The sequence below is a fragment of the Pseudomonas sp. YH-1 genome (assembly GCF_051990045.1).
GTDB classification, from domain to species: Bacteria; Pseudomonadota; Gammaproteobacteria; order Pseudomonadales; family Pseudomonadaceae; genus Pseudomonas; species Pseudomonas nicosulfuronedens.
In genome coordinates this window covers 5,614,297-5,636,260 of record NZ_CP178184.1, presented here as the reverse complement: position 1 = coordinate 5,636,260, position 21,964 = coordinate 5,614,297, and the positions used below count along the sequence as shown (strand labels likewise).

Below are 21,964 nucleotides of genomic sequence, written 5' to 3'. Positions count from 1 at the left end.
GAGGAGGGGATGCGCATGCCTCGCCGCAGACGTCATGAGGAACACGAGAATCACGAACGCTGGCTGGTGTCCTATGCGGACTTCATCACCCTGCTGTTCGCCTTCTTCGTGGTGATGTACTCGATCTCCTCGATCAACGAGGGCAAGTACAAGATCCTCTCGGAGACCCTGACCGGCGTATTCAACCAGCCGGACCGCTCGATTCGTCCGATCCCGGTTGGCGAGGAGCGCCCGCGCACCCAGCAGCCTGACCAGTCGATCACCGAGCCGCAGGACGACGGCCAGGCTCAAGGCAGCCCCGACACTCTGCAGCAGATCAGCGACAGCGTGCGCCAGGCCTTCGGCGACCTGATTTCCACCGATCAGCTGTCGGTGCGCGGCAACGAGTTCTGGATCGAGATCACCCTCAATTCCAGCCTGCTGTTCCCTAGCGGCGATGCGATTCCCAATGACGCCGCCTTCGAGATCATCGAGAAGGTCGCCAGGATTCTGGCGCCTTACCGCAACCCGGTGCATGTCGAAGGCTTCACCGACAACGTACCGATCCATAATTCGCAGTACCCGACCAACTGGGAGCTGTCCGCGGCCCGCGCCGCCAGCATCGTCCGCATGCTCGCCCAGGACGGCCTCGACGCCGGTCGGCTGGCGGCGGTGGGATATGGCGAATTCCAGCCAGTGGAGGACAATGCCACGGCGGACGGCCGCGCACGCAACCGCCGGGTGGTGCTGGTGATCTCCCGCAACCTGGAGGTGCGCCGCAGCATCAGCGGTGTGGGCAGCGGCAAGGCGCAGCCGGACCCGGCGTTGCGGCATGCTGGCACGCAATCTGCACCAGTGATTGCCAGTGAGGCGCCCGGCAGTGGCGCCGTCAATTCTTCGTCATCGGCAGGGGACTGAACGATATGAAAACCCTGATCCGATCCTGTGCATGCGGGGAGCCAGCACTATGAAAGTCTGGGCGGTAGCCAACCAGAAAGGTGGCGTCGGCAAGACCACATCCTCGATCGCATTGGCGGGCCTGCTGGCAGATGCCGGCAAGCGCGTGCTGATCGTCGACCTGGACCCCCACGGCTCGATGACCAGCTACTTCGGCCATGACCCGGACACCCTGGAGCACAGCGTGTTCGACCTGTTCCTGCACCAGGGCAATGTGCCCGAGGGGCTGCCGGAATCGCTGCTGTTGCCCACCAGCCACGAACACATCCGCCTGCTGCCTTCGAGCACCGCGCTGGCCACCCTGGAGCGTCAGTCGCCCGGGCAGAACGGCCTGGGCCTGGTGATCGCCAAGAGCCTGGCGCAGCTGTGGAACGAATTCGACTACGCAATCATCGACAGCCCACCGCTGCTGGGCGTGCTGATGGTCAACGCCATGGCGGCCAGCCAGCACCTGGTGATCCCGGTGCAGACCGAATTCCTCGCCCTCAAGGGCCTGGAGCGCATGGTCAACACGCTGAAGATGGTCAACCGCTCGCGCAAGCAGGCGCTGCCGTTCACCATCGTGCCGACCCTGTTCGATCGCCGTACCCAGGCGTCGCTGGGCACTCTGCGGGTGCTGCGCGATACCTATCCGGATACGCTCTGGCAGGCGTTCATTCCGGTGGACACCAAGCTGCGTGATGCCAGCCGCCTGGGCATGGTGCCCTCGCGCAACGACGGCAACAGCCGTGGCGTGATCGCCTACCGCGCGCTGCTCAAGCATCTGCTGGCCCATGTGCCGGCGAGCCAGGTAGCCTGAGCATGTCGTTGCCCAGGCCGGCCGGCCCGAACCAAAGAATCCGACGGATGCGCTCAAGAGCGGCGCGTCCGCTGCCGATAGGCTGGAATGTCACCTTGCGCGGTTATCCATCATGAGTCGTTCCGCTACCGCCACTCGCCCCCAGCTTGCGCTGCAGTCCTACCTGGACGCGCTGCTGCAGGAGGCCACTTTCGAAGACTTCGCCCCGGAGCCGATGGCGCAGCCTGTCGCCGCGCCTGTTGCTCCGGCTCCGGTCGCCCCGGTGGCGCTGGTCGTCAGCGAGCCGGTTGCGCCCTTGCTCGCCGAGCCTCAGGCTGCCGTCGTACAGGCGCCGGAAGCCAGTGTCAGCCTCGACGAATTCGAAGCGGCCGTACTCGAAGAACAGGTCCGTGATGCACGTTTGAACGTCGCCGCCCGAGCTCCGGTGGCCGAGCTGCGCCTGCCCGAGCCTGTGCCGGTCATCGAAGCGCCGGTGATCGCTGAGTCGACCGTCGATGAGCCGCCGGCGCAGATGGGCCAGGTCATCGACCTGCACCAGCCTGGCAGTGCCGAGATGCCCGCCGCGCCGCTGAAGCTACTCGACGACGGCCGCCCGGTGTGGGCCGCCGAGCCCTTCGAGTGCCTGCTGTTCGACGTCGCCGGGCTGACCTTGGCGGTGCCGCTGGTTTGCCTGGGCTCCATCTATCCATTGGCGGGGCACGACCTGACCCCGCTGTTCGGCCAGCCCGACTGGTTCCTCGGCATCCTGCCGGGCCAGAACGGCAACCTGAAGGTGCTCGACACCGCGCGCTGGGTGATGCCCGAGCGTTACCGCGATGACTACCGCGAGGGCCTGCAGTACGTGATTTCCGTGCAGGGCTACGAGTGGGGGCTGGCCGTGCACCAGGTCAGCCGCTCGGTGCGCCTGGACCCGTCCGAGGTGAAATGGCGCAGCCAGCGCCAGCAGCGCCCGTGGCTGGCCGGCACGGTGATCGACCAGATGTGCGCGCTGCTCGATGTATCGGCGCTGGCCGAACTGATTGCCAGCGGCGCGACCAAGCGCCTGCAGCCTTGAGGCCGGGCCGGAAAACCACCTGAATTGAAAGACAACCTCCGCGCCGCAGGCGGCGTGGAACCAGAAGAGGCGAGGGGATATGAAGAAAACGTCAGCGCAAGGTGCCGAAGATCCGATTCTGCAGTGGGTCACCTTCCGCCTGGACAACGAGACCTACGGCATCAACGTGATGCAGGTCCAGGAAGTGCTGCGCTACACCGAGATCGCGCCGGTTCCGGGTGCTCCGAGCTATGTGCTGGGCATCATCAACCTGCGTGGCAACGTGGTCACCGTGATCGACACCCGCCAGCGCTTCGGCCTCGACCCTGCGCCGGTCTCGGACAACACCCGCATCGTCATCATCGAAGCCGACAAGCAGGTGGTGGGCATCCTGGTCGACAGCGTTGCCGAGGTCGTCTACCTGCGCCAATCCGAGATCGAGACTGCGCCGAACGTGGGTAACGACGAATCGGCCAAGTTCATCCAGGGCGTCTGCAACAAGAACGGCGAACTGCTGATCCTGGTCGAGCTGGACAAGATGATGACCGAGGAAGAGTGGTCGGAGCTGGAGAGCATCTGAGGTGCTGATCGCTCTGGTTGTGCTGGGTATCGCCTGCGCCGGTCTTGTACTGGCCTGCGTCTGGCTGTCCGGCCGACAGCGCGCCCAGGAGGCGCAGGCGGTGGCGCTGGCCAAGCAGCTGGCGCTGCTGGAGCAGCGTCTGAAGGACCAGGGCAAGCGCATCGAGTCGTACCAGCAGATCAATATCCGCATGGGCGAGGAGCTGCGCGAGCTGAACAAGCAGGTCGCGCCGCTGCCCGAGCGTCTGGTGCGCATCGAGCAGCGCGACCCCACCAGCCTGTCCTTCAGCCAGGCCGCGCGTCTGGTCGGCATGGGCGCCAGCCCGGAAGACCTGACCCAGAGCTGCGGCCTGTCCCAGGCCGAAGCCGAACTGGTCGCCCGCCTGCATCAGGGCAAGGCGCGGGACTAGTACTGGTTGCCCCTGATTAGCGATCGTAGGCTTCGTATCTTTGCCTGACCTTGGACTTGCTACTGGATAAGCGATCCATGTGCCCGCAGGTCGGGCACCATCTTCCCGAGCGGATATTGCTGAATGCGCTGTGCCAGCTATGGCCTCGGTGACAGAGCCAATGCAGTTTTTCCTGGCATCGTATGTACTCGGCAGAAAGGCATTGACCGCCGCGCTCCGCAGCTATGCGTCGAGCGTCTTCGAGGGTTAGTCGCTGGGATTGCGTCAAACAGGCTTTGCACCAGCTACCAGCCAGGACGTGGGCGGCCTTGGTCTCCCACTCGTGGCCCTGGATGCATCGAAAGCGGTAGCGAGGATTGGCACCCACATACTCGTCGGCCAGGCACTCCCCGCCATGCCGTGCGGCCGCTTCGTGCAGCCTGGCCAGACCGTCCATTTGCCAGACAGCCAGATCGATCGGCCGGTGGCTGCAATAAGGGCACCAAAGATTGTCTTTCATGACAGATGAGCCTCGGGCTTGCCAGACATGCCCTTTGGCACAACGGAAGTCGTATTTCCTCATCAGTCCCAGGTACTGATCAGACAAGCAATTGCCGCCACGTCTTTTCGCTGCCTGTCGCAATCGCTTGAGGCCATCTTTGAGCAGCAGCGTATCAGCCAGCTTGAGCCGACCATTGTTGCAGACTGGGCAGCTTATGTTCGCCAATGCGGTGCGACCGGTACGCTCCCAGGTATGCCCTTGCGCGCACCGGAAGTGATGATTGGTTTTCTCTCCCAGCCACTCTTTGCTCAATAGCCGGATACCCGCGGTCCTGGCCGTGGAGCGCAGCAACTGCAGGCGCTGAGTCTTCAGGCACGTCTGGCATTCGGGCAGCTTCGATTGTTGGGTGAAGGGCCTCATGTAGCGCTTGATCTCATGGCCTTTACGACAACGGAACCAGTAGGTCGAGTCGAACCCCTTCCACTCCCCCAGCCGTTCCATGCCCACCCGTGCCACTTCGGCCTGCAAGTGGTCGTAACGTGCCTGGGCTGATGTCTCGTGTGGATAAGTCAGCGTCCGACTCATTCGGCCAACCTCTATTCGTTGATTCCAACTGACTGAAAGAAAAGATTTTTTGTAGATCTGGCTTTCTGTGGCGGCGACCTTAGCGCAATCGGTCGGTCTAGAGCGCTTCTTACAGGGAGTCGCAGACCAATCGCACAGCGGTCACGGAAGCAGCCGATATTTCGCCCGATGCCTAGCCATTAGGGTTCGCGATTCGATTTTCGTGACGAGTCGTGCCGTATGGAAACCCGCCGTTTCGCCTTCAAGCTGACCGCCAGCCTCCTGTCGGGCCTGCTGATCATCAATCCCCTGGTAGCGGCAGCGGCCGAGTTGGCCGTGGATGCGGCGGCCGGTGGCAATACGTCCATCGGGGCGGCGGGCAACGGCGTCCCGGTGGTGAACATCGCCACGCCCAACGGTGCGGGGCTCTCGCACAACCGGTTCAGTGACTACAACGTCGGCCAGCAGGGGCTGATCCTCAACAACGCCACTGACAAGACCCAGCTCACGACGCGGGGCGGAATGATCATCGGCAACCCCAACCTCAGGGGCGGCGCTGCCAGCAAGATCCTCAACGAAGTCACCGGCCCCAACCCGTCGCAGCTGCGCGGCTACACCGAAGTGGCCGGGCAGGCCGCCCACGTCATCGTCGCCAATCCACACGGCATCACTTGCGCCGGGTGCGGTTTCATCAACACCCCGCGGGCGACGCTGACCACGGGTAAACCCCTGATCGAGAATGGCCAGCTCCGTGGATACGACGTCAACCGCGGTGAGATTGCCATCGAGGGCAAGGGGCTCAACGGGCTGGAGCAGGATCGCTTCGAGCTGATCGCTCGTGCGACCCGGCTCAACGCCGACCTGCACGCCAACCAGTTGACGGTGGTGACCGGGCGCAACCAGGTGGACGCCGAGACGCTGGCCGCCACCGCCAAGCCTGACGACGGCAGCGCCAAGCCGCAGTTGGCCATCGACAGCTCCGCGCTGGGCGGTATGTACGCTGGCGCCATCCGCCTGGTGGGCACCGAGCAGGGCGTGGGCGTGAAGCTGGCCGGCCATATGGCCGCCAGTGCCGGTGACATCCAGATCGACGCCAACGGCCAACTGAGCCTGGCGCGGGCCAGCGCCGCCGGCAGCCTGCGCGCCAAGGCAGCGGACATTGCCCTCAACGGCCCGACCCATGCGGCCGGCAATGTCGAGCTGAGCGCCAGCGGCCAACTGAACAACCTGGGCCAGACCTCCGCCGGCTCGCGCCTGCAGGTGCAGGCGGAGCAAGTCAGTAACAGCGGCATTCTTGAAGCCGGGGTCAATCCGGATGACAGCCGCAACGTCCAGGGCGACGTGGCGATCGCCACACAGGCCCTGCGCAACAGCGGCAGCGTGGTGGCCAGCCGCACCCTGGCCATCGATGCCAACGCCACCCTGGACAACGCCCGCGGTGCAAGCCTGCGCGGCACGAACACGACGATCAGCACGGCCACACTGGGTAACCAGGGCCGCGTCCTGGCGAGTGACGGCCTGAGCCTGTCCGGCCAGCACCTGGGCAACGTTGGCGGGGAGGTGAGTGCGGCCTTCATCCGGGTGCAAGGTGCGCACCTGGACAACCGCCTGGGCCTGTTCACTGCGGTGCAGGCGTTGAACCTGAGCCTGGGCAGCCTGGACAACAGCCAGCAAGGCACGCTCTCCAGCCGGGGTGGGCTTTCCGCCCAGGTCAGCGGTGCACTGAACAACAGCCAGGGCGGGCGCTTGCTCAGCGACGGCGCCCAGCAGGTGCGCGGTGGCCAGCTGAACAACCAGGGTGGTGGTCTGATTTCCAGCCTCAGCGACCTGGCCTTACAGGTCGAGGAACTGGACAACCGGGGCGGCCGGATCAGGGCCGACGCGGGCCTGAAGCTGTCCGGCCGCGGCCTGGACAACCGCGACCAGGGCCTGGTCAGCGCCGGTCGCCACCTGCAGCTGGACCTGGACACCCTGAACAACGCCGGAACCCTCCAGAGCGACGCCTCACTGACGCTGAACGCCCGTGCCGCCAGCAACGCCAGTGGCGGACAGATCGCCGCCAAGGGCCCTCTGCTGGCCCAGGTCGAGCGCTTCGAACAGAACGGCGGTGAACTGCTCAGCGAAGCCAGCCTGCAGGTGATTGCGCAACAACTGATCAACCGCCAGGGCGGTTGGATTGGCGCCATGGGCGGCATCGATCTGCGCGCCCGCGAACTGTTCAACCAGGGTGGTGAAATCAGCAGCCGCGCCGCCGTGAACCTCATCGCCAGCCGTCTCGACAACAGCGCGGGCCGCATCGCCAGCGACACCCACCTGCTCTGGCAAGGCGACAGCCTGAGCAACCAGGCGGGCAGCCTGATCGGGCAGGGCGGCGTGACCCTGCAAGGCGCCACGCTGAACAATAGCCAGGGCCGCGTCAGCAGCCAGGGCAACCTCGACCTGGCGTTCTCCGGCGCGCTGGACAACCACGACCGTGGCCAACTGATCAGCGAAGGTGCGCTTCGGGTCACGGCGTCCCAGGTGGACAACCGCGCAGGCACCTTCTCCAGCGCCAGCGGGCTGAGCATCGAAACGGGCAGCCTGAACAACCAGGCTGGCCAACTGCTGACCGATGCCGCGCTGACCCTGGTTGCGCCGACCCTCGACAACCGCCAGGGCGGCGTCCTCAGCGCCAGTGGCGTGATCGACCTGCGCGGCGCCAGCCTGCTCAACAGCCAGGCCGGGCGCATCCTCAGTGGCGCCGACCTGCTGCTGACCTATGCGCGGGTGGACAACAGCGACAAAGGCCGCCTGGAAGCGGCGGGGCGGGTAGCCGGCCAGGTCCGGGCACTGGACCAGCACGCGGGTGGGTACTTGATCGGCACCCGGGGTATCGACCTCGACTTCGCCAATGGCGGCCTCGACAACAGTGCTGGCGGCCTGCTCATCACCCCCGCAGAGCTGCTGCTGCGCCACCTGGCGCAGCTGAACAACAGTGGCGGCGAAATCTCCAGCCAGCAGAGTTTCACGCTGGCGCTGAACGAGCTGAACAACCGGGGCGGGCGTATCGTCTCCGACGGCGAACTGACCGTGCGGGCCTCCACTGGCGCCCTCGACAACAGCCAGGCGGGCGTGCTGTACGGCAAGCAGCGAGTGGCCCTGCAGGCCGACAGCCTGAACAACAGCGGCGGCGGCACCGTCGCCAGCCAGGGCGACCTGGCGGCGACCCTCGGCGGCCACCTGGATAACCAGGGCGACGGCGCCCTGGCGGCCGGCGGCACGCTCGACGTGCGCAGCGCCAGCCTCAACAACCAGGCTGGCAGCCTGAGTGGCGGGAAGGACCTCCGCCTCGTGACCGGCAGCGTGAACAACCAAAGTGGCCGAGTCATCGCCCAAGGTCAGCTCGATGTCCAGGCTAGCGACCTCGACAACCGCGCCGGCCTCATCACCACCCAAGGCGTGCTCGACCTCTCCGCCAGCCGCGTGGACAACCGCCAGGGCGGCGAACTCTCCAGCGGTGGCCAGCTCAAGCTGCGGGTCCAGCAACTCATCCAGCAGCAAGGGCGGCTCATCACCGGCGGCGACCTGACGCTTGACCTGGCCGGTGGCGACCTCGACAACCGTGGCGCCGTGCTCAGCGTCGGCGGCCTGTTGCGCATCGACAACCTGCGCCAGCTGGACAACCGTGGCGGCGAACTCTCCAGCCAGAACGGCTTCCAGCTCACGGCCGCGAGTATCGACAACGGCGATGGCGGCCGAATCATCAGCGCCCAGCACCTCACCCTGAATACCGGCGTCCTGCGCAACGCCAACCAGGGCCTGCTCTCCGGCTGGCAAAGCCTGCTGGTCAACGCCGCCGACCTCGACAACAGCCTGGGTGGCACCCTCTCCAGCAAGCTCGGCAGCCTCGACCTTACCCTGAGCGGCACGCTGGACAACCACGGCGAAGGCGCCCTGGTCAGCCTGGGTGACCAGCGCATCAGCGCCGCCAGCCTGAACAACCAGGGCGGCTACCTCTCCGGCCAGCAGACCACCCACCTGAGCATCGCCGGCCAACTGGACAACCGCGCGGGCGGCGTGATCAGCGCCCAGCAGCAACTCACCCTCGACCAGACGCAGACCGAACTGCTCAACCAGGGCGGACAGATCAGCGCCGCCAGCATCGACCTCAGTGCCCGCCGCCTGGACAACAGCGGCGGCCGCCTCATCAGCCAAGGCGGGCTCAACCTGCGCCTGCTCGCCGACCTGCGCAACATCGGCCCCCAGTCGGCCATCGCCAGCGGCGCGCAGCTGGACCTGAGCGCCGCCCAAGTCGTCAACCAGGGTGGCCAGATCGCCAGCCAGGGCCTGCTGCAACTCCTGGCCGGCGACTTCGACAACCGCGCCGCTGGTACGCTCGCCGCGCAAAGCGACCTCACCCTCACCCTCAGCGGCCAGCTACTCAATGACCAGGACGGCCTGGTCATCAGCAAGGACGGCACCCTCAACGTCAGTGCTGCCGGCATCGGCAACGCCGGCGGCAGCCTGCAGGCACAGGGCGACCTGACCCTCGCAACCCCCGGCGCCATCGCCAACCAGGGCGGCCGACTCCTCAGCCAGACCGGCAACGTCCAGATCAACAGCGCCAGCCTCGACAACAGCGCCGGCGGCGTCCTCGCCAGCCTCAGCGCAACGCTCCGGCTGCTCACCGGCTGGTTCAGCAACAACGCCGGCATCACCCAGGCGCAACACCTCGACATCACCGCCGATGCGGGCATCGACAACCGCGCCGGCCACCTCTCCGCCGTCAGCGGCGACAACCGCCTCAGCACCGCCAGCCTCGACAACCAGGGCGGCGGCCTCTACGCCGGCCAGACCCTCGCCCTCACCGGCGACAACCTCGACAACCAGAACGGCCAGATCGGCGCCGCCAGCCTCGACTTCAGCCTGCGCGGCGCCCTGCTCAACAGCGCCGGCCTGATCGAAAGCCGCGGCACCCTCCACCTCGCCGCCGCCAGCATCGACAACCAGAACGGCCGCCTGCGCGCCCTCGGCCAGGCCGGCGCCACCAGCCTCAGCACCGGCACCCTCGACAACCGCAACGGCCGCCTGGAAACCGCCAACACCGACCTCGTCCTGAACCTCGGCGGGCTGGCCAACGACGGCGGTACCTTCCTCCACGTCGGCACTGGCCAGTTCGGCGTCAACGCCGGGCAAATCACCCAGGCCGGCGGCCGCTTCATCACCACCGGGCGCCTCGACATCAGCGCCGACAGCTGGAGCAACAGCAGCGTCCTGCAAGCCGGCTGGCTCAACCTCGACATCGGCCAATTCACCCAGACCGCCAGCGGCCAGCTGCTCGCCAGCCAGGCCCTGACCGGGCGCGGCGGCAACTGGGCCAACGACGGCCTGCTCGCCAGCGACGGCACGCTCGACATCCAACTGACCGGCACCTACAGCGGCGCCGGCCGCGTCACCAGCGTGGGCGACCTCACCCTCAGCGCCAACCAGCTCGACATCGGCCAGGGCGCCAGCGTCACCGGCGGGCAGAACCTCAGCCTCGGCGCCGGCACGCTCACCAACCACGGCCGCATCACCGCCGCCGGCACCCTCACCGCCAATACCGGCACCCTCAACAACTTCGGCACCTTCGGCAGCGCCGGGCAGCTGCGCATCAACACCTGGGACCTGCTCAACGACGGCCAGCAGAACGGCGCACTGCTCTTCAGCGGCGACGACATGACCCTGCGCGTGGGCGGCACCCTGACCAACCGGTTTGCGGATATCTACAGCCTGGGTGGCCTCGACCTCGCGGCGAACGATGCGGGCGGTCGTACCGCACAGCTGGACAACCTCTCCGCCAACCTCGAAAGCCACGGCGACATGCGTCTGAACGTCGGTGCGCTGAACAACCAGCGCGTTGTCCTGGTCATCAGCCAGGACGGCAAATACACCGCCCAGATCGTCGAGGTGAACTGCTACAAGTACCTTAATAACGACATTGCCGATTGCTCTGGCAAGCGTAACGGCGCCTGGGAAATCACCGAGCGCGACCGACTCCAGGTCACCCAGGCCAGCGCCGCCAGCGCAATCAATGCCGGCGGCAACCTGACCCTCATCGGCGACACCCTGAGCAACGCCAGCAGCGTCATCAGCGCCGGGCAAAACCTCTACGCCGACGTTCGCAGCCTGACCAACCAGGGCGTCGTCGCCAGCGACACCGAAACCTTCCGCGTCTTCAAATCCGAACGCACCAACAACATGGGCAGTTGGGTACGCGAAGCCAATGCCTTCACCGACCAGTACTGGATCGACAGTCCCAACTACGTCAACGACCCGGCGGGGCTCGCCGCCGGGTTGAGCCACTTCATCGCCCGTACCGAGCAGGAACTCACCCAGTACCGCCGTGTTACCCAGCTCGACAGCGGCGACCAGACCTACGCCGCCATCATCCAGGCCGCCGGCGACGTCAGCATCAATGCCAGCGAGCGGATCGACAACAGCGTCATCCGCAACCACTACACCTACGTCAATCCGGGCCAGAAGACCGGCGACACCAGCCTGGATAGCAGCCCGGTCACCACCGTCGTGCCGCTCAACTCGCAACTGCCGCCGGACCTCGCCCAGCAACAGGTCAACCCCATCAGCCTGCCGGGCTTCAGCCTGCCCAGCGGCGACAACGGCCTGTTCCGCCTGAGCGGCCAGGCGGGCACCCAGGCCGGAGCGCAAACCGTGGAGGGCGGTGAGCGCTACAGCTTCGCCGGGCAGAGCATCGACCTCTCCCAGCACGAGCGCACCCTCGATGCCGATGGTCGCCTCGTGGGCGGCGTCGACGTCACCCATGGCGCGTCAGCACCGGCCAGCGCGGGCGCTGCCTCCTTCAGCGTCGCCCAGGTCCAGGGCGTGCCCAGCAGTGCCCGTCCGGACAACAGCCACAAATACCTCATCGAAACCAACCCCGAACTCACCAGCCTGAAGAGCTTCTTAAGCTCCGACTACCTGCTCGGCCTGCTCGGCTACGACCCGGACAAGTCCCAGAAACGCCTCGGCGACGGCCTCTACGAACAACGCCTGATCCGCGACGCCGTGGTCGCCCGCACTGGCCAGCGCTACATCGACGGACTGGCCAGCGACGAAGACCTGTTCCGCTACCTGATGGACAACGCCATCGCTTATCAGGACAAGGTCCACTTGAGCCTCGGCGTCGCCCTCAGCGCCGAGCAGGTCGCCGCACTCACCCACGACCTCGTCTGGCTTGAAGAAGCCACCGTCAATGGCGAAAAAGTCCTGGTACCGGTGCTCTACCTCGCCCAGGCCGACAACCGCCTCGGCCCCAACGGCGCCTTGATCCAGGGCCAGAACCTCAGCCTCATCAGCGGCGGCGACCTCGCCAGCCAGGGCACCCTGCGCGCCAGTGGCGACCTCGCCGCCAGCGCCGTCAACCTGAGCAACGCCGGCCTCATCGAAGCCGCCGGCCGCCTCGACCTGCTCGCCCTCGACAGCCTCAAGAACACCCAGGGCGGCATCCTCAAAGGCCGCGACGTCAGCCTCACTGCCCTCACCGGCGACGTGATCAACGAACGCAGCATCACCCGCATCGACAGCGCCCAGGGCAACAGCACCTGGACCCAAAGCTTCGCCGACAGTGCCGCGCGCATCGAAGCCGCCGGCCACCTCGACATCAGCGCCGGGCGCGACATCAGCAACATCGGTGGCACCATCAGCGCCGGCCGCGACCTCACGATGCAGGCCGGCCGCGACATCCACCTCACCAGCGCCGAGTTGCAGAACGGCCAGACCCACGGCCGCCACTACAACCAGAGCACCGAGCAACTGCTCGGCGAAATCAGTGCCGGGCGCGACCTGGAGATGAGTGCCGGGCGCGACCTCAACGCCATCGCCACGCACATCGAGGCTACCCGCGACGCCGCCATCAACGCCGGCCGCGACGTCACCCTGGCCTCGGCAGCGGACGAACAGCACAGCTACAGCCAGAGCAAAAAGGTCACCGCCCAGGAAGACCACGTCCAGCAGCAGAGCACCACCCTCACGGCCGGTGGCGACGTGCTTATCGCCGCCGGGCAGGACCTCACCCTCATCAGCAGCAAGGTCAGCGCCGGCAACGAAGCCTACCTGGTCGCTGGCGACAAGATCCAAGTGCTCGCCGCCAACGACAGCGACTACAGCCTCTACGACAAAAAGGACAAAGGCAGCTGGGGCCAGAAGAAAACCCGCCGCGACGAAGTCACCGACGTCAACGCCGTGGGCAGCGAAATCAGCGCCGGCTCCGACATCACCCTGCTCAGCGGCGGCGACCAGACCTACCAGGCCGCCAAGCTCGATGCTGGCAATGACATCGCCATCTTGAGCGGCGGTGCAGTGACCTTTGAAGCGGTGAAGGACCTGCACCAGGAAGCCCACGACAAGAGCAACAGCGATCTGGCCTGGAACAGCTCCAAGGGCAGAGGGCAAACGGATGAAACGGTCCGCCAAACCCAGATGACCGCCCAGGGCGAAACCGTCATCCGGGCTGTGGACGGCTTGAAGATCGACCTCAAGCAGATCGATCAGAAGAACGTCAGCCAGACCATCGACGCCATGGTGCAGGCCGACCCGCAACTGGCCTGGATCAAGGACGCCGAAGCGCGTGGCGATGTTGATTGGCGATTGGTGAAGGAAATTCACGACAGCTACTCCTACAGCCATTCCGGCTTAGGTGCTGGCTCGCAGATCGTCATCGCCATTGTCATGGCCGCTGTAGTCGGACCAGCGGCCCTGGGCGCCTTGGCTGGAGCAGGGGCCAGTGCGGCTGTTGCGGCGGGCGGTGCCGCTGTCGCCGTGGGGGCGTCCACCAACGCCACCATCAGCGCCGTCAACAACCGGGGCAACCTGAGCGACGTAGTGAAAGACACCACCTCTGGCGACGCCATGAAGGGCTACGCCATTGCCGGTGTCACCGCCGGCCTCACACAGGGCTACTACAACGAAATCACCGGCACCTACACCGACCCCATCACCGGGAAAATCAGCTTCAGTGACCCCGCCACTCGGCTCGACACCTGGCAGGGCATCGGTCAGTTCGCCGCCAAACAGGGCATGCAAAACGCCACCAGCGCCGCGCTGAGCCAAGCCCTGGGGCAGGGTGGTGGCGCCGGGGAGGCCTTCAAGAACAGCCTCTACAACACCCTCGCGGCAATCGGCTTCAACGCCGTGGGCGACTACGGCCAGTTGAACAACCTGCAACCGGGCAGTCCGGCCATGGTCGCCTTGCATGCGTTGATGGGTGGCTTGGCCGCCGAAGTCTCGGGCGGCGACTTCAAGACCGGTGCCTTGGCCGGGGGCGCCAACGAAGCCTTGGTCGTGCAACTCAACAACCTGGTGCACAGCAACCCCGATCTGCTGAACATGATGTCGCAGCTGGTGGGCGTGGTCGCGGCCTCGACTCAGAACGGCGCGGACGCCGACAGCCTGAACACCGGTAAGTGGGTGGCGGAGAACTCCACGCAGTACAACTACCTTGAGCACGCGGACGTCAAATCCCTCGCCGAAGACATGGCGTCATGCAGCGGAGCGAATGCCTCCCAGTGCCAGGAGCAGAAGTGGGTTAATGGCGGTTACGACGCCGAAAGCCAGCAGATGTTCGACGACGCCATGAAGACCAGCGGGTCCATGATGGCGAAGTACCGTAGGGACCAGGTTGCCGGCAGCTTGGATACCTTGCTGGCCATGCCTTGCTCGACCTCAACCTGCGAGGGTTACAAGGCCACCCTGATCGAGCGCGCGCTGATCAGTTATGAGCATCTGAGCAATGTGATCGGGGAGTGGGCCCCGAGCATGGAGCGCTTCTCCCTGATCGCAGGGGGAGCGGTCGGTGGAAAATCCACAGCGGACGTCAGGCCTGCCGGCACTCCGACGCTGAGGGGGATCACGGCGTATGAAAACGCAGTAGAGTACTGGAAGGGCGTTAGGGCTGAAGCGGCTGCGACTCCAAAAGTTACTTTGAGCTCCAAGGATTTTCCTGAGGTTGCAACCAAAGTCAGTCAGAAGCAGTTTCGACATGTGGAAGGGCGGCCAGAGCTTGAAGCCCGAGGTGGCGGTGGCTACGTAGCCAGCATAGCTGATGCACAGAGAGTTCTTGACGCTTATCACGGTGGACAGGCAACAGTTCTTGGGAAAAATGCCCAAGGCTTCCCCGTTGTGAAATTCGAGGGGGTAACGGGAACAAACGTCAACGTTGGTGTAGGGATAATCGATCAGCCGACGAATGTTTTCATTATCAAAGGGACGAAAAGTCCTAGTATTGTACCAACTAACCCTAAGTGGAGTCCGAAGTGAGTCTTGATTTGAGTTTGGAAGAGTGGAACTTTCAAGTTGTCATACTTGTTCAGGCCTTAGTTGGTGCGATCTCCGAAAATTTCAGAATGGTTGCTCTGTGCTATAACGAGCCTGACTGGATTTTGAGCTTTTACTTGGAGAAATATGTCGATGAAGATTTGGAGGAGATTGAGGATATTGTTTGTCAATATACTGCATATCAAGATGCCACCTTGAAGTGCAAGCATGAGGTTATTATTGGTGCTCAAGGCTTGCCGGCATTCTCGGATGTAGGAAGGGTGGTTTATCGAAGGAGAGAGTAGCTAGGCGGTTAATGTCTCGAAAGAGACTGATCCTTTGAAAGTGTTGCCGGCCGGAAAAGGGGGCGCGTGGAAAAGGGGACAGATTTATTTTCTACTCTAAAACTATGCGCGGAGTCAGGATTAGAGTACGGAAAATAAATCTGTCCCCTTTTTGGTAGGTGGCATCTGATGAGTGATCAAGAGATATATCAGAAAATCGGGCAGCTTTTGATTGATGCTGGTCCAGCAGATGCTAAGAAGATAATAGTTCGCGCAGAGATTTTCTCCGAGGGGGACGGAGGTAAGTACGAATTTGACTATGTAAACAGGGCTGGTGAGTTAAATTGGTTTGACCCAGATAGCAGGGCGGTAGGGGATTTGACAGAATTGTTGGTTCGGCTGCGTGAATATTTTTCCGTCAATAATTTAGCTGCCGGCGAGAGTGTTTGGACGGGCTGTATAATATCTCTAGGGGTTGATGAGGGTAAGTTTGATATTGAATTCACTTATGGTGGATAGGCTTGGTTCCTTTGAGAGAGGAAAAGGGGGCTGATTTATTTTTCTACTCTAAAACTATGCGCGAAGTCAGGATTAGAGTACGGAAAATAAATCTGTCCCCTTTTTTAAGTGACGTGCAGAAACAGTTGGGAGTGAAAGTGAAATGATAGTAGGTGATCCATTCAGTTTTGCTCTCCAATTTGATGTGGTTAATAGTTGGAATTTGCCTGGTAGCTCTTGGAAAAATGGAGTTTTTTCCTTGTATATAAGTGGTGAGGGCGTTTTTAGTGCGATTGATGTCGTTGAGTTGGGGTCAATATTTTGTTTTTACTCTAATGCTCTCGTGGAAGATTTGCCTATTAATGATTTGAAGATTGATAGTGCTGGGCTTTATAAAAGTGCGAGTGAATACTTTTGGGGTGATGGTGTTGAGTTGGTAGATGGTCTGTTTGATATGACACCTACTGTAATGAGTGATGGCGAGCTCTTCCTTTATTTTGTGAAGACTAGTGTTGGCGATAGACTTGTTTGGAGCGCAAGTGGGGAAGCTGTAAAAGAGGTCTATCTAGAGGCTGGTACCGTTTTGAATGTGATTAAGGAACTTCGTTCCTGTAATTTATAAGTGTGAAAATGGGTTGGGCCTGAACTATATAAATACCAATACAGATACCCTGTCAAAGACTTTGGTCTTCGCGTCTCAGACTGAAAATGTCATGCTTTTCTTCGGGGGAGTGGCAAATTTGACCAGCGCGTCGAGTAAATCTATAGCCACTGGCGCCGGGTTGGGAATGACTGCAAATGGTAGCATTAGAGAGGAAAAGGGGACTGATTTATTTTTCTACTCTAAAACTATGCGCGAAGTCAGGATTAGAGTACGGAAAATAAAACTGTCCCCTTTTTTGTCCCTTTTTTACTCGGATAAGCAGTTGCACGTAAATTGGTGGGATAGAACTGGCGGCCCGAAGAGAAGTGATTGGGTTTATGGTGCGAGTAAAGTTGAGGGAAAAGGGTTGAATGATTTATTAGATATTCTTCAGCACTTTCCGAAGAGGTAGAAATGTATACTGACTCTGTAAATATTAAGAAAATGCTTGACGCGAAAGTGTTAGTGCTTTCTGAAGAAAAGATATCTATAGATTTCGCCAGGTATCTTGAGTCCCTGCCTTGGAGGGAAAGTGGCTTAGCTCTAGATTGGGAAAAAATTTCCGGAGATTTTCTTGCGGTAGATAGTTTACCAAAGGGTGCGAAAAGTAATTATTTTCAAAATAATTCTGTGCTTGTTTTTTTCTTCTCCCCAGATGAATGTTGCGTATTTTGCGAAATTGAGTTTGGCTTGAGTAATATTGAAGAGATTTTTTGGCGGGCGCCTGGAGTTAGGTATTTTTTTGGCGCTAGCCTTGATTCTGGAATGTTGAAGCCAAGCTTTAAAAATTTTGCCGAATATGATGGGCTAGGTCATGTCAGAGTTAACGTCTCTGAGGATTAGTAAGAAATGTCCCGTCCAAGTGTCCAAACTGATTTCCCCGCCAGTTGGCGGGGTGGTTTTTCGTGGATGAGCCGTCGAAATGCTCCTCCGTTACCTCCCGCCCGTCAGTTTTTCGACTGACTGTCCCGCCGCAAACCTCCCGGTTTCCTGCGTTTTTCGCCGCTGGCTCAGCAGAAGCCGCCTGCTCCGTGGACAGGTAGTTTTTCAGTGGCGAATGCACAGTCGCCGCTACCCGCTCAGATAGAAACCGTTCAGCAAATCGTCCCAGGCTTCCTGGCTAAAAGGATACTTCGTACCGCGCTGGCGGAATGGTGGCATCGACCTGCGTGGATCAGGTCTGGATAGTTCCGTGCTGAGAGCGACGAATCTGGGAATGAGGTGAAGTGGTGATTCTGTTAATCCGTGGCAAGACTCAAAAGTTCAATTGTTCCGGTTTTACAGCCTTTCTCCGGGACTATTGCGGCTTTTCTACTCCGTTGTCGAAACTGGCAGCCGCTAAGGTATTGAGCGGCGAGCGGGTGGCGTTAAAGCTTCATGATTTATCCAGTCGGGAAGATTTGGATAAGTTGGGAGTTTCGTATTGCTTCAGCGATGATGTGGAAAAGAGGGCGGCTGCCCGCCCTCTTTGATCCTTCACACCATTACCGCGCCCGCTTCTGTTCGTGGTCAGCCTGATACAACGACTGCGCATCGGAGATGAGCAATAACAGCGCGCGGCTGATCTGGAAGACATTCCTGACCGGCAAGTCGTCCAGATCGATCATTTGCAATACGGCCAGTAGATCGGCAACCGCACTCAGGCGATCTTCCGCCGCGTCGTACAAGGCATTGGCGGGTGCTCGGGTGTTGAGGTACAGCGTGGCGTCGCGGGGGAAGTGGCTGTGTTGTGATGCCGTTTCCAGCGGGATAAAGCCGTGGGTGGTGGGATGGGTGGACGGGTGTGACGTATGATTCGCGTCAGCCATGGTCAGCTCCTTCGTAGCTGGTTGTGGTTAGCGGGCCGGGTGGGTTGCACCCCATTCGGCCCGCGTCTTTTTGCACTGCTGCAAAACTCCTTTCTGATGCTTTTCCCTTGCCTGGCTGACGACAGTGCGCCCGCGCGCTGCGGTTTCGGCTGCCTTTCATCTCTTCAGATGGCTAAGCGTTCATGCCGCTATTTGTCGGAAAAAGCCGTAATAATTAGACTAATTGGCTTCGATTTTATCAATCTTTGCTGGCTTTATTTCAGCCTAAAGCACAACTCCGCGTAATCACTCAGGGCCTTGGGAAATGGCTGACGTGGTTCCCTATCGGGTTATCGATAGGGTTGGGAGTTCGCTCTTGTACATTAATAATTAGGAAAATGAGAGGGATTTATTTTTCCTGCTCTAAAGCGGCTGGAGTGTCAGGATTAAAGTGCAGAATATAAATCTCTCCCCTTTTCCCCGCCCTTTTCCCTAGGTAGTGAGGCTGCAATGCCAATGAAGACTTGCCTGTTCTGTTTCCTGGTCGTCGTGGGTGGATTCGTCGCTATGGTGTGGTACGAGCAGCGCGAACTTGAGCATGCGATGCGCGTTGAAACAATACGTCTCGGAGACGCTTCGAAGCCATTAAGCCCAGAGGATGCTGAACATTTTCTGAGTCTTTTATGCGATAACCGCTCCGATATGTCGAGAATGCAAGCAACGTGTGCGGCGAGAGACCAAAAAAGATTGAAGGAAGCCAGGCATTAACCAGAAAGCTTGGAAAAGGGGGTGGAGAAGAGGACGGACGGAAAAGCAGAAGAGGGGCCGGATTTATTTTCTACTCTAAAACTATGCGCAGACTCAGGATTGGAGTGCGGGAAATAAATTTTCCCATTTTTCGCCGGTATCAGGACAACGCGCGGGACTTAGCACGCGCTCTGTCATAGTCAGCGTCGGTAGCCACTGGCCTCAATGAAAATCGCGTCTGAGCGGCACTCCTTGCGGTCTTCGCTGCGCCGTGGAGCGAAGTGGCCATCCATGATTTTCCTGACGGAGCGTGCGCCCCTGAAGTCCTGAGGCAGCACGATGCGTATCTCCTCCAGGTAGTCGTCGCGGCAGATCAGCAGGACGTTGTTGGCCGCCGCCGTGCTGCCCAATTCATCGGTCAGTTTCGAATAGAGCTCCCGCTTCGATATCGTGCCGCCGACGTGTTCGCGGACATAGCTGCCTGGAGCCGAGTCGTTGAAGGATTTCGTCAGGTCCACCGCCAGGCGGAAATAGTCGTCGTCGGACAGGCTCGTCTGGCAGACGCCGTGCTTCTTCCATTCGTAGTTGCCGAATTGGGTGCTGAACTGGAAGTTGGGCATCCACGGCTTGATGTACTCCAGGGTCGAGTTGCTCAGCTCCAGGGATGCCCCTCGGCAGTTGCCGTAGCGCTTGCCGCATGGCGCCTTGTTCGGCCACAAGCCGTGTAGCGTGAAGTTCGACACCGCCAACCGGCCATCCTTCATGGCCTGGCACTCGGGCTTTGCGCCACCAGCCGGGTTATGCACGCAGAAGCCTGGCTGCCAGGTCAGGGCCAGCACGTAGCTGTCGTAGGTGTCGGCGATGCTGCACTGGGCGGCTGCGCCACTGCCGAGCTGCAGCCCGGTGACCGTGCCGCAGTCTGCCGATACCCAGCGCACGTCGTTTCCCCCGCCAGGAATCCGTAGCCGGACCCACTGGTACTCTTCCTTGTTGACCTCCAGGACCCGGTAGGTCTCGCCGGGCTGGACGAAGCGAGAGCCGGGATTGGTGCCGTTCTTGAAGGACTGGTAGGCCTCGCAGCGGGTCGATGCCTCGAAAGTCCCCTGGGTCGCCTCGACGGCGTGCGCAGTGAAGAACGGAGCAAGCGACAGGGCGGCGAGTAGCCCGAGCGCGGTGTATTTCCCTGTCATGTTCCATCCATTTGACGGGTGCGGTAGGGGCGGTCTATTGATCCAGGCTGAGCACTTTTCCCTGCCGGGAGAACCAGTGCATATCGAATTCGACGCCGCCGGCTCTTGGGCGCTCGAGCTTCTGCGCCATGAGTACCCGCTCGCCGTCGGTCCTGAGGGTAATCATGCCGTAGGTGGCGACGACCCGCTCCTTGGCGCTCAGCAGCGTATCGATTTCCTTGCCGATCTGCTTCCTGCGCTTTTCGCTGGCAGCCGGAAATTCGTCGAACAGCTTGCGTATCTTGTCGCTGTTGTAGGGGCTCAGGGATCTGAATTCCGGTGACGAACGCATCAGCTCGGTGCTGAAGATGCAGGGTCGTTCTCCACGACTATGCCTGCCGATTGCGCCGAGCGTGTCTGGACGCGGGTGGCAGTGGGGCTCTTCGTCGCCACTGGAGATGACGGTGGCTGCGGCGTTGATGGCACGCAGGAAGGTGGTGGAGAAGTCGGCCGAACCGTGGTGACAGGATTTGGCGATATCGGCACCGAAATGCTTTCTCGCAATCGCCAGGTAGTCCGCCCACTCGGTTGCGCTGGCATTCTCCGACGGAGCGTCGCGTTTTGTCTTCTGCTTCAGGAGGTGGTTTTCTGCCGGGGTGTTCAGGTCGCCGCCCAGCAGGAAGCGCAACTCACCGTAACGCAACAGCAGAACGATGGAGTGGCCGTTCTTGGACTCGCCGAGGGTGTTGCCGAGCTTGGGGAGGCCCAGCCTGCCTCCCGCTTCCAGCGGAATGGGGCCGAGGATTTCGATGCTCAATGGCTTCCGACCGTCTGCACGGGGACTTGGATCGAAGCCCGGCAGGTAGTTGTCCAGGGCCGTGATCCCCTGGGTGCATTGTGGGCCGGCGGCTTTCAGTACTTGCAGGTATTTCGACGAGTCGCCTGGGTGTTCGGCCAGCAGTTTCTCGAGGTCTTCCGGCGCGCGGATCAGCTCCGTATAACAGGCGGTGCCTTGGATATCCTCCCTTTCGCCAAGACCGCCTGCCGTCGAAGCGGCTTTCCGCTGGACCAGTGTGTTGTGGTAGATGCGTTCGAAGCTGAAGTGGGGGCTCTCGAACAGCGCCGCGAAACCGCCATAGTGGTCCTCATCGCCGTGACTCATGACCGCAAACTTGAAGCCGACCTTTTTCGGATCGCTGCCAGGGCGGCCAACTCGCAGATTGAAGCGCCAGGAGAGGAACCGCAGCATATTGCTGCCAGCGCCTGCATCCACCAGCGCGAACTCGTTGTCAGGGGTGACGATGAACGCGCCATCGCCCTGGCCGACATCGACGAAGTTGATTTCCAGCAGCCGTTCGGGCGTCGTCCTGTCGCGCCGCAGCCAGCCGCGCTCGCGGCGAGCTTCGACCTCCAGCCAGTCGCCGTGGTCCTGTTGCACCACGATTTCATCGCCCCAGAGCAACTGCTGGATGGGTTTGCCGTCCTGGGCATCGAGAATGAAGACGTTTTTCGGGCCTGCGAAAACCAGATCGTTCGCCATGCTGCACCTCTTGTGCTGATGTCCGTACCGTGGGATGGGGAATCGGCGTCAGGACTGGCAGCGCAAGCAGTCGTAGTGGACTGATGTGCACCTCTGAGCGGGCGTCGTTCGGTATAGATGGCCTGTTGATATCGGGCAAGGTTGGCCGGGCTGCGGGGTTGACGATTGACTGGCCGGGGGACCTGGGGCGCTGGCGCTTGTCGT

15 protein-coding genes are annotated in these 21,964 nt (G+C 61.6%); 11 read left to right on the top strand and 4 right to left on the bottom strand.

Annotated features, from left to right (window positions below; all coding sequences use genetic code 11):
* The first annotated feature begins 15 nt into the window (after positions 1-15).
* The 5 genes from motD to ACKI1H_RS25705 all read left to right on the top strand — a co-directional run bounded on the left by motD (position 16) and on the right by ACKI1H_RS25705 (position 3,757).
* Positions 16-897, top strand: coding sequence for a flagellar motor protein MotD (gene motD / locus ACKI1H_RS25725; RefSeq protein ID WP_440466750.1), 882 nt, complete (start codon positions 16-18; stop codon positions 895-897).
* A 49-nt stretch (positions 898-946) separates the two neighbouring features.
* The gene (locus ACKI1H_RS25720) at positions 947-1,735 is read left to right on the top strand and encodes a ParA family protein (protein WP_440466749.1); all 789 of its coding nucleotides are present in this window, start codon (positions 947-949) and stop codon (positions 1,733-1,735) included.
* A 112-nt stretch (positions 1,736-1,847) separates the two neighbouring features.
* On the top strand, positions 1,848-2,789 hold the full coding sequence (locus ACKI1H_RS25715; RefSeq protein ID WP_440466748.1) for a CheW domain-containing protein: 942 nt from the start codon (positions 1,848-1,850) through the stop codon (positions 2,787-2,789).
* 79 nt (positions 2,790-2,868) lie between these two features.
* Positions 2,869-3,348 carry a chemotaxis protein CheW gene (locus ACKI1H_RS25710; protein ID WP_138520549.1) on the top strand — a complete coding sequence of 160 codons (480 nt, stop codon included), beginning with the start codon at positions 2,869-2,871 and terminating at the stop codon, positions 3,346-3,348.
* Position 3,349: 1 nt separating this feature from the next.
* A complete protein-coding gene (locus ACKI1H_RS25705) occupies positions 3,350-3,757 on the top strand; it encodes a DUF2802 domain-containing protein (protein WP_440466747.1) in 408 nt (135 codons plus the stop codon).
* A 16-nt stretch (positions 3,758-3,773) separates the two neighbouring features.
* Here the strand turns inward: ACKI1H_RS25705 and ACKI1H_RS25700 are convergent, their stop codons facing one another.
* On the bottom strand, positions 3,774-4,823 hold the full coding sequence (locus tag ACKI1H_RS25700; protein ID WP_138520551.1) for a hypothetical protein: 1,050 nt from the start codon (positions 4,821-4,823) through the stop codon (positions 3,774-3,776).
* Positions 4,824-5,042: 219 nt separating this feature from the next.
* On the opposite strand from ACKI1H_RS25700, the gene ACKI1H_RS25695 reads away from it, so the two are divergent.
* The 6 genes from ACKI1H_RS25695 (at position 5,043) to ACKI1H_RS25670 (ending at position 17,989) form a co-directional block, all read left to right on the top strand.
* Entirely contained in the window at positions 5,043-15,095 is a 10,053-nt protein-coding gene (locus ACKI1H_RS25695) for a two-partner secretion domain-containing protein (protein ID WP_440466746.1), read from the top strand.
* A complete protein-coding gene (locus ACKI1H_RS25690) occupies positions 15,092-15,397 on the top strand; it encodes a hypothetical protein (protein WP_440466745.1) in 306 nt (101 codons plus the stop codon). The genes ACKI1H_RS25695 and ACKI1H_RS25690 overlap by 4 nt, the downstream gene beginning before the upstream one ends.
* Positions 15,398-15,565: 168 nt before the next feature.
* The gene (locus ACKI1H_RS25685; RefSeq protein WP_440466744.1) at positions 15,566-15,895 is read left to right on the top strand and encodes a hypothetical protein; all 330 of its coding nucleotides are present in this window, start codon (positions 15,566-15,568) and stop codon (positions 15,893-15,895) included.
* 142 nt (positions 15,896-16,037) lie between these two features.
* On the top strand, positions 16,038-16,496 hold the full coding sequence (locus tag ACKI1H_RS25680; RefSeq protein ID WP_440466743.1) for an Imm42 family immunity protein: 459 nt from the start codon (positions 16,038-16,040) through the stop codon (positions 16,494-16,496).
* A gap of 435 nt (positions 16,497-16,931) precedes the next feature.
* A complete protein-coding gene (locus ACKI1H_RS25675; RefSeq protein ID WP_440466742.1) occupies positions 16,932-17,360 on the top strand; it encodes a hypothetical protein in 429 nt (142 codons plus the stop codon).
* A gap of 386 nt (positions 17,361-17,746) precedes the next feature.
* A complete protein-coding gene (locus tag ACKI1H_RS25670) occupies positions 17,747-17,989 on the top strand; it encodes a hypothetical protein (protein ID WP_440466741.1) in 243 nt (80 codons plus the stop codon).
* Positions 17,990-18,001: 12 nt separating this feature from the next.
* Here ACKI1H_RS25670 and ACKI1H_RS25665 read toward each other — a convergent pair whose 3' ends face one another.
* The 3 genes from ACKI1H_RS25665 to ACKI1H_RS25655 form a co-directional block, all read right to left on the bottom strand.
* Complete coding sequence (locus tag ACKI1H_RS25665) at positions 18,002-18,325, bottom strand: hypothetical protein (protein WP_440466740.1); 324 nt, start codon at positions 18,323-18,325, stop codon at positions 18,002-18,004.
* A gap of 926 nt (positions 18,326-19,251) precedes the next feature.
* Positions 19,252-20,241 (bottom strand): ribonuclease T2 family protein, encoded by a 990-nt coding sequence (locus ACKI1H_RS25660; RefSeq protein ID WP_440466739.1) that lies wholly within the window; start codon positions 20,239-20,241, stop codon positions 19,252-19,254.
* 34 nt (positions 20,242-20,275) lie between these two features.
* A complete protein-coding gene (locus tag ACKI1H_RS25655) occupies positions 20,276-21,760 on the bottom strand; it encodes a ComEC/Rec2 family competence protein (protein ID WP_440466738.1) in 1,485 nt (494 codons plus the stop codon).
* Positions 21,761-21,964 lie beyond the last annotated feature (204 nt).